The following is an 8,225-nucleotide window of genomic DNA, read 5'->3' on the forward strand; positions in this document are numbered from 1 at the left end:
CATGGTCCGCCGCGAGTTGCAACTGCAACTGGCTCCCGTTCAGAAGGCCGTGGCCCGGATGGCCAAGGGGCTGGATGCGTTGGATGCGTTGCGCGCGGTGACCGACCGCCTGGCGCCGCTGTCCAGCCGCCTGGGGGCCGTGGCGGGCGTGCGCACGCCCACGCTGGCGCCGGAGCCGGTGGCCCGCCGCCGTCCGGGTCGCCCGCCGAAGGCCGCGCCCGCCGCGAAGGCCGCGCCCGTGAAGGCGCCCGCCGCGAAGGCCGCGCCCGTGAAGGCGCCCGCCGCGAAGTCTCCGGGCCGCCCGCCCAAGGCCGCCGCCGCGGAAGACACCCAGGCCTGCGCCGTCGTCGGCTGCAAGCGCCAGAGCCGCTCCAAGGGCTACTGCTCGGCGCACTACCAGAAGCTGCGCCTGCTCATCCGCACCGGCCGCCGCCCGGACGCGTGGGTGGATGGCGCGAAGCCGCAGTCGGTCCAGGACGTCACGCTGCCGCGGGGCCGCGCGGGCAGCCAGGCGCTGAAGGAAGCGGCGAAGCCGGCCGCGCCCGCGGCGCCGCCCAAGCCCAAGGCGTGGGTGCGCAAGAAGGGCTCCAGCGGCGGCATGGTGTCGCTGACCTGACGCCGTCCGTCGTCCGCGCGCCTCCCCGCGTGGCGGGTCGCCCCCAGCGGCCCGCCGTGCGTGCCTCAGGCCCGACACGGGTTGCTTCCTTCCATTGACATGCGGGCCGTGGAGGTGTGAATCCCGGCCCCATGAGCGAGCAATATCCAGTCACCGTCGCGGTCCGCCGTCCCGACGGTTCGGTGGAGCAGGTCCGGGTGGGCACGGCGTACAGGAACGGCGAAGGCTTCACGCTTCAACTGGGCGAGCTGTCCATGAGCGCCACGCCCGTCGCGGCGTCGGCCCCGGCGTATCGCCGTCCCGCGTCCTCGGGCGCCCCGTCCGGTGGTGGCGGAGGCGGAGGCGGAGGCGGCGACGGCACGCTCCTGCCCAACTACGGCCGCAGCAAGGGCGCCCCCGTCTACGGCGCCAGCCTCCAGGACCTGGAGTTCTACGCCAACGGCGCGCGCCGCTCCCTGGCGGACCCCAGCAAGTCGCGCTGGCACGACAAGGAGCGCCAGCTCCTGGCCGCCATCGAGGCGGAGATCGCCCGGCAGCGCGGTGAGGGCGGCGGCGGTGGCGAGCCCCCCGCGCGCGGCGGCGGTGGAGGCCGGGGCGGTGGCTACGGCTACGGCAACCCGCCGGACGACGGCGACATCCCGCCCCCCAACGACGACGACAACATCCCCTTCTGAGGGGCGCTTCGGAGCTCCCGCGGCTCGCGGAAAAGCGGCCGCGGGAAGATCCAATCGGTCCAGTCCCGCGCAATAGAGGGGGAGCCCGCGGGACCCGCTGCGCGACGCACGGACCATTGACATCTTGGGTGCAATGGCAGACACCGTGGGTCTTTCCGGCGTCCACTGTCCGTGAATTGACACGTCGCGTGTGATTCATTCCACGTCGATGGCTTCATTTCTGAAACATTCCGCATCCTGCGGATTTCACAGGCATCCGGGACAGTTCTGTCCTGGCCTGTACTTCACGAATGACGCGTCCAGGAACAGGAACTCCGTCTTTCCAAGGGCTTAGGAGGTGGCCTGGAACGTGCTCTACGCACACGTGACAGGGAATCCATCCCGTCCGGCGAGGCTGTGAAATCGCGAGGCCATGGAAATGACCGAACGGGTGTGTGTGGTGGGAGCGGGTTCGTTCGTCCCAGCACGGACCATCTCCAACGAGCGGATCGCGAAGGCGATCCCCGGCTGGTCGGCCGCCCGCATCGAAGAGAAGATTGGCATCAAGGAGCGCCGCTTCCTCTGGGACTTCGACGATGAGACGGGCCGCGCCATCCCGCCGCCGGACGACGTGCTGGGGCGCTTCTATCCGGCGACGAACACGGACATGTGCGAGGTGTCGCTGCGCCAGGCCCTCTCCCGAGGCGGCGTGGACCCGAAGGAGCTGGACGCGCTCTTCGTGGTGACGTGCACCCCGGACGCGCCGCACTTCAACCACGACGCCATGGTGCTGCACGAGCGGCTGGGCCTGCGCGAGGACGCCTTCGCGCTGGTGGTGGACGACGGCTGCGGCGGCACGCCCTACGTGCTGGACCTGGTGCGCAAGATGATGGAGGGCGGCCGCTTCCGCACGGTGGCGGTGGTGGCCTCGGCGTTCACCTCGCCGCTGCTCAACCGGGAGGTCTACACGGACGAGCTGCCGCCCACGCCGGGCCGCCCCAAGGCGCTCAACGCCTATCTGTCCATGTATGTCTTCGGAGACGGCGCGGGCGCGGTGGTGCTGCGCAATCAGGAGGTCCCCGAGGACGGTCCGGGCATCCTCTCCTCGTTCTCCGGCAACGCATACGCGGAGCTCGTGTCGCGCCGGGGCGGCGGCATGTTGAAGCTGCCCTACCAGCCGGGTCGCACGCGCCCGGCCGAGATGGCCTTCGTGGTGGACGGCTTCAAGGTCGCGCGCAGCTACCCGGAGTACATGCAGAAGTGCCTGGACGCGGTGCTCACGCCCGCGGTGCGTGAGCAGGTGCGGCGCTACTACTTCCACCAGCCCAACAAGCGGGTGATGGACTCGTTCGTGGCCCGCGCGGGCCTGCCCAGGGACGCGGTGGCCTGCAACGTGGACCGGATTGGCAATACGTCCGCGGCCGGGATGTTGATTCTCCTGGCGGACGACCTGGAGCAGGGTCGTGTTGCACTCGGCAGTGGGGACCTGGTGGTGGTGGCGGCTGTCGGTGCCAACGTCCATTATGGGGCCCAGCTCGTGCGGCTGTAGCGCGCACGGGTGTTCATCTCCTCCCCCCCGGAGATTCCCCCCTCTATGAGTGAGCAGCGCAAGGCAGTCGTGGTCCTCGAGCCGGCCATTTCCCAGGACCTGGAGAAGCGTCTGGCCCTGGCCACCCCCGACGACACGGCCCGGGGCATGTTCTTCAACGGCGCGCTGAACGCGGTGCGCATCCTGGGCGGCGACGCCGCGGTGGAGAAGTGCCTGGCGGCGGTGCAGGAGAAGAAGTTCGTGGACTTCTTCAACTACCCGGTGTCGGGCTTCCTGAAGCTGTCCTTCACGGGAGCGCAGTTGATGGGCCCGCAGTTGGGCGGCTTCGACGCGATGCTGCGCAAGATGGGCACGCAGGCCACCACGGACTTCCTGTCGTCGGCGGCGGGCAAGACGCTGCTCCTGCTCGCGGGTGACAGCCCCAAGCGGCTGGTGACGAACCTGCCCACGGGCTACCGCGCGGCGGTGAGCTACGGCGACCGCAGCGTGGAGTGGTCCGGCGATCGCGCGGGCAAGCTCCTGATGAAGCGGGACTTCATGCCGCCCGCGTACCACGAAGGCGTGCTCCAGGCGGTCATCGAAGCCCTGGGCGCCCGAGGCGTCCAGGTGAAGGGCCGGCAGACGGGCCCGGTGGACACGGAGTACGCGCTGTCCTGGCAGTGACCGGAGCAAGACCCTCGCGGTGCCCGACGGAGGATGGGTTTGGACATGGCCCGGGAACAGGCAGGAGCCACGGTGCGGCTGCAAGCCGGCACGGAGTGGGTGTATGCCTTTCGCTCGCAGGAGGACGCCGCGACGCCACCGGATGAAGCGGTGTGCGCGGCGGCGCCCTTCACGCCCACCGTGAAGCTGGGCGCGGGCCTGTACGTGCCCGCGGGTGACGGCGGCTACGAAAGGGTGGGCTCGGCCACGGCCTGCTTCCGGCTGACGGACCGGGCCTTCACCCCGGGCACGCGGGTGCCGTTCCATGCACGCTTCCTCCTGCCGGTGGGCGCCTTCACCGCGCAGGGCGAGTGCGTGCTCGTGAGCAACGACCAGCCCGAGTCGGGCGTGGTGCTCGCGGGAGGCGCGCTCAAGCTGGTGGAGGTGCCCCCGGGCTTCGTGGGCGGCGTGATGACGAACCTGAGCGTGTTCAACCCGCTCAAGCTGCCCGGCTTCGCCACGGGCTCGCACTACACGCTCTACACCTTCCGCAAGGAAGGCGCGGGCAGCGCTCCGCCCTGAGCGCGGACGCCGCTCCCGGCACCCCGGGGTGAGCAGGAATGTCGGGGACGCCTGGGAGAATGCGTCCCTGGGCATCCGACGCCATCACCCGGGGGACGCATGGAACGCAGGTGGAATCCGCTCTACGAATCGCTCGGCTACCGGCCGCCCGCGAGCGGAAGGGCCGTGCCGCCGGAAGCCCCTCCGCCAGAGGACACGGACCTGCCGCTCCTTGGCCCGGAGGAGCTGGAGGCGCTCAAGTCCGCCTTCCTGAGGGAGCCGGAGGACGTGCTGCGCTGGACGGAGAGCGGCCTGGGCGCGAAGGTCACGGTGGGCGCGTTCGTGGAGGCGCTGCGAGAGCTCGAGCTGCTCTTCACGGACCCCGGCCAGCTCCAGGAGCAACTGGACGCCACGGAGCGCCACGCCCGTCAGGGGACGGGAGGTCTGCCCCCGGACTTCACCTTCCCGCTGAGGACGGAGGAGATCCCCATCGACCCCACGCGCACGCGCTTCGAGCCGCGAGCGGACCTGCGCGGCTGGCTGTTGTTCAGCGGCCCCGTGTGGCTGGAGCAGGGCGCGGCGGCGCGGCAGGCCCCCTTCCGCTGGCACTTCGGCGCGAAGAGCCGCTTCGTCTACCCGCTGAGAGAGCCGGAGCCCGGCCACCCGGTGGAGGTGGCGCTCTTCGGGGACTTCGGCACGGGCGAATACGCCTCCCGGTACATCGCCCGGCAGTTGGTGATGCGCGGGGAGCGCCTGGACTGCGCGGTGCATCTGGGCGGCGTCTTCTACGCGGGCCGCCAGGGCGAATTCGACGCGCATGTGGCGGAGCCGCTGGAGCCGCTGCTCGGGACGACGGCGCTGCTGACGCTGAACGCGCCGCCGGAGATGCGCTCGGGCGCGGGCGCCTACTTCCGCTACCTGGACGAGCGGCGGGGCGCGAGCCCCCGTCACCCGCAGGAGGGCAGCTACTTCTGCCTCGCCGCGGAGCGCTTCCAGCTCATCGGCCTGGACACCGCGTGGTTCGAAGCGGGCCGCCACCGCGAGCCCGCGCTGCTGCAATGGCTGGAGCAGCGCCTGTCGGAGGGACGCCGGCGGGGCGCGATGAACATCCTGCTGACCCACGCCGCGCCCTACGGCCCGGATGCGGAGCGGCTCGGCCCGCTGGTGACGGAGGACCTGCGCCCCCTGGTCGTGGAGCGCGAATGGGTGGACCTCTGGTGCTGGGGAGGCGCCCAGGCCGGAGCGCTCTATGACCGCGCACCGGGCCTGCCCTTCCTCGGCGCCAGCCTGGGCCACGGAGGCTTCCCCTCCGAGCGCCGGGACGCACCGGAGTACCCGGTGGCGCCGGTCCGCTTCTTCGAATCCCGGCCGCGCTTCCCGGAGTGGACGGGCGTGCGCCAGGACCGCGGCAACCACGGTCACGCGACGCTGTGGCTGCACGCGGACGGCAGGGCGTCGCTGCGCTACACGGACTGGATGGGCCAGGTGCGCTGCGAGGCGACGCTGTCACGCCGGGGCCCCAGGGAGCCCGTGACGCTGAAGACGCTCGACGTCAGGGAGTGAGGCAGGCTTCCTCAAGCTCCGGTGACGCCGCGCTCCTTCATGTACTTGCGCAGGCCCGCCGCGCCCTGGGCACGCACCTTGTTCCGCAGGAGCGGCGTCCACCCGAGCGCCCATCCCACCGGGCCCAGCGCCTGCCGCGACCAGGTCCAGAAGGGGAACCGGTCCGTGTGGCGGACAATCTTCCCGTCGGCGAACTCGAAGGTCGCGTCGATGCGGTTGAGCACCTTCCGGCCCGTCTGGCTGAAGGTGTAGCGCGCGTCCCAGTGCGCGCTGCCGGTGCGGTCATCGGCCTGGACCTGGCTGAAGTCGAGCTCCAGGTCCTTTCCGCGCTCCAGCAGCATGCGCCACATGGAGGTGACCCCCGCGTAGCGCAGGCCCTGGAACACGGCGTCGTTGAACTCCACGTCCGGGTGGTAGCAGGCGGCCATGCCGTCCGCGTCGCGCCGCTGGAAGGCCGAATAGAAGTCAGTGATGAGCTGGGAGTGCGGGTGCATGCCGCCGGTCTAGCGGAACTGCCGAGCAATGGAAGGGGCCGCGTGGCAGAGTCCGCCACATGGCTCGCGACATCGTCATCTGGCCCCACAAGGTACTCACCACCGCCACCCAGCCCGTGACCGACTTCGGCCCGGCGCTCGAAACGCTCCTCCAGGAGATGTCGGAGGCCATGGCGGAAGCCAAGGGCATCGGCATCGCGGCCAACCAGGTGGGCATCCCCCTTCGAGTGGCCATCGTCGGCCGCGAGGACGGCACCCAGTTCGAGATCGTGAACCCCCAGATGCTCTCGAAGGAGGGGAGCGTGAAGCTGGAGGAGGGCTGCCTCTCCGTGCCGGACGTCTGGGAGAAGTGCCCCCGCGTCGAGCGCGTGAAGGTCCGCTACCAGGACAAGACGGCCCAGTGGCACGAGCTGGAGGCGGACGGTCGGCTCGCGCACGTGCTCCAGCACGAAATCGACCACCTGGACGGCCACGTCTTCGTGGACCACCTCTCCAGTCTGAAGCGCACCCTCATCCTGGACCGCATGAAGAAGCTGCAGAAGTCGCTCGCGCGCCGGAAGGAAGAGCCCGCGGAAGGCAAGGGGACGAAGCGCTCCTGACGCATGGAACCGCGCCCCGTCCCCCAGAAGGTCCAGGCCTTCCGTGAGGAGTACCGGGCCCGGGTCATCCGGCCCGGCTACCGGGGGCAGGTCCACTTCGCCTTCACCAGCCTCGTCTGTCTGGGGGGAATCGCCCTGGCGCTGAGCCAGGTGGCGGCCCCCCGTCTCTGGGAGCTGCTCGGAGTCCCCGCGCTCATCGCGTTCGCGAACACGGTCGAGTTCCTCGGCCACCGGGGCCCCATGCACCACCGCACCCGGGGCCTGGGCCTGATGTTCGAGCGGCACACCGCCCAGCACCACCGCTTCTTCACTCACGAGGCGATGGCGTACGAGTCCCCCCGGGACTTCAAGATGGTGCTCTTCCCGCCGGTGCTGCTCCTCTTCTTCCTGGGAGCCATCGCCGCCCCGCTCGGAGCGCTCTGCTTCCTGCTGATTTCCCCCAACGCGGGCTGGCTCTTCATCGCCACGGCGCTCGGCTATTACCTGGCGTACGAGTGGGTGCACTTCGCCACGCACCTGCCGGGCAACCACTGGAGCGCCCGGCTGCCCGGCGTCTCCTTCCTCCGGCGCCACCACCAGGTGCACCACGATCCCAGCCGGATGGGCCGGCACAACTTCAACATCACCTTCCCCCTGGCGGACGGGCTCTTCGGGACACGATGGCGCGCCCCATTGGATGAGGGGCAGGCGGCACGCCGAGGGAAGTGACGGGGAAGGAGGAAAGCCGGAGCCGGGGGTTCACACCTTGGGACGGCGTGCCCATATCCCCGGCGGCTGAGGACGAATGATCAGGCCCGGATCAATCAGGGTTTGACGCGGCCGAATCGAAGCGTTAGAGACTGGACCCCCGCGCAACGAACCGCTGGCCCCCGGGCCTCGGAAAGTCAGCGCGGGGGGAAGAAAAGGATCGACGAAGGTTGTTGATCCCGAACGCGGCAAAGAGGTAGAAGCCGCGCCCCGCTCGAACCGGACCGAAGGCAGCAGGTCGGAACGCAGAGAGCGGACAGCAGCAAACGGTCGCCACCAAAATGGTTGATCGCGGATGCGGTGGTGGTACAAGCCGCGCCCCTCGCTACGAAGCCCGCGCACTGGTGCGGAAGGAACTTCGTGGAGAGAGCAGCACCGACAAGAAAATAGGGCAGTCAACGAGCAGGTTGACAGCGAACGCGGCGAAGAGATAGAAGCCGCGCCCCACCGAAGAAGCAGCGGTCCGGAAGGCAACACGACGGACGCAAAGCGGTGAAGGAAGCTGACAGCAGGCGGTTGACAGGGAACGCGGCGCTGAAGTAGAAGCCGCTCCCCTTCGAAAAGAAGCGGCGGAAGTCACTGGACGGCGCCGACGAACTTCGAAGCAGCCCGCAGGACGCAAAAGCGAAGTTGACGCTGACTGCGAACTGAAATAGAAGCTGCAACCCCGCCGGTTGAAACGAAACCGGCAACGAAGTAGACGGTAGCAAAAGTCGCGAAGCAAAACAAGCGGCTCGGTCTTTGAAAACCAAATAGCAAGCCCAAGCAGTAATGGATTGCGGAAACCGCAGTCAATTTTTT

The 8,225-nt window shown here is 69.6% G+C and carries 10 protein-coding genes; 8 read left to right on the forward strand and 2 right to left on the reverse strand.

Going from position 1 to position 8,225, the window contains the following annotated elements:
• Position 1: 1 nt before the first annotated feature.
• From K8612_RS26425 to K8612_RS26450, 6 genes are all read left to right on the forward strand, one after another.
• On the forward strand, positions 2 to 616 hold the full coding sequence (locus K8612_RS26425) for a vegetative protein (RefSeq protein WP_223764340.1): 615 nt from the start codon (positions 2 to 4) through the stop codon (positions 614 to 616).
• A 131-nt stretch (positions 617 to 747) separates the two neighbouring features.
• Positions 748 to 1,290, forward strand: a complete 543-nt coding sequence (locus K8612_RS26430; RefSeq protein ID WP_223764341.1) for a hypothetical protein — start codon at positions 748 to 750, stop codon at positions 1,288 to 1,290.
• 418 nt (positions 1,291 to 1,708) lie between these two features.
• Entirely contained in the window at positions 1,709 to 2,818 is a 1,110-nt protein-coding gene (locus K8612_RS26435; protein WP_223764346.1) for a 3-oxoacyl-ACP synthase III family protein, read from the forward strand.
• Positions 2,819 to 2,863: 45 nt separating this feature from the next.
• Positions 2,864 to 3,481 carry a DUF2378 family protein gene (locus K8612_RS26440; protein ID WP_223743216.1) on the forward strand — a complete coding sequence of 206 codons (618 nt, stop codon included), beginning with the start codon at positions 2,864 to 2,866 and terminating at the stop codon, positions 3,479 to 3,481.
• Between the two features lie 45 nt (positions 3,482 to 3,526).
• Entirely contained in the window at positions 3,527 to 4,042 is a 516-nt protein-coding gene (locus K8612_RS26445; RefSeq protein ID WP_223764342.1) for a hypothetical protein, read from the forward strand.
• Positions 4,043 to 4,141: 99 nt separating this feature from the next.
• On the forward strand, positions 4,142 to 5,584 hold the full coding sequence (locus tag K8612_RS26450) for a hypothetical protein (RefSeq protein ID WP_223764343.1): 1,443 nt from the start codon (positions 4,142 to 4,144) through the stop codon (positions 5,582 to 5,584).
• 11 nt (positions 5,585 to 5,595) lie between these two features.
• On the opposite strand, the gene K8612_RS26455 is transcribed toward K8612_RS26450, so the two are convergent.
• A complete protein-coding gene (locus tag K8612_RS26455) occupies positions 5,596 to 6,078 on the reverse strand; it encodes a nuclear transport factor 2 family protein (RefSeq protein WP_223764344.1) in 483 nt (160 codons plus the stop codon).
• Positions 6,079 to 6,137: 59 nt separating this feature from the next.
• Here K8612_RS26455 and def point away from each other — a divergent pair, with 59 nt between their 5' ends.
• Together def and K8612_RS26465 are read left to right on the forward strand one after the other, a co-directional pair.
• Positions 6,138 to 6,677: a peptide deformylase gene (def, locus tag K8612_RS26460; protein ID WP_223743212.1), complete on the forward strand. Its 540-nt coding sequence runs from the start codon at positions 6,138 to 6,140 to the stop codon at positions 6,675 to 6,677.
• Positions 6,678 to 6,680: 3 nt separating this feature from the next.
• Complete coding sequence (locus tag K8612_RS26465) at positions 6,681 to 7,385, forward strand: sterol desaturase family protein (protein ID WP_223743211.1); 705 nt, start codon at positions 6,681 to 6,683, stop codon at positions 7,383 to 7,385.
• Between the two features lie 615 nt (positions 7,386 to 8,000).
• Here K8612_RS26465 and K8612_RS26470 read toward each other — a convergent pair.
• Positions 8,001 to 8,225: hypothetical protein (locus K8612_RS26470; RefSeq protein ID WP_223764345.1), on the reverse strand; the 225-nt coding region annotated here is incomplete at its 5' end.

The sequence above is a fragment of the Corallococcus sp. AS-1-6 genome (assembly GCF_020037015.1).
Taxonomy (GTDB): Bacteria; Myxococcota; Myxococcia; order Myxococcales; family Myxococcaceae; genus Corallococcus.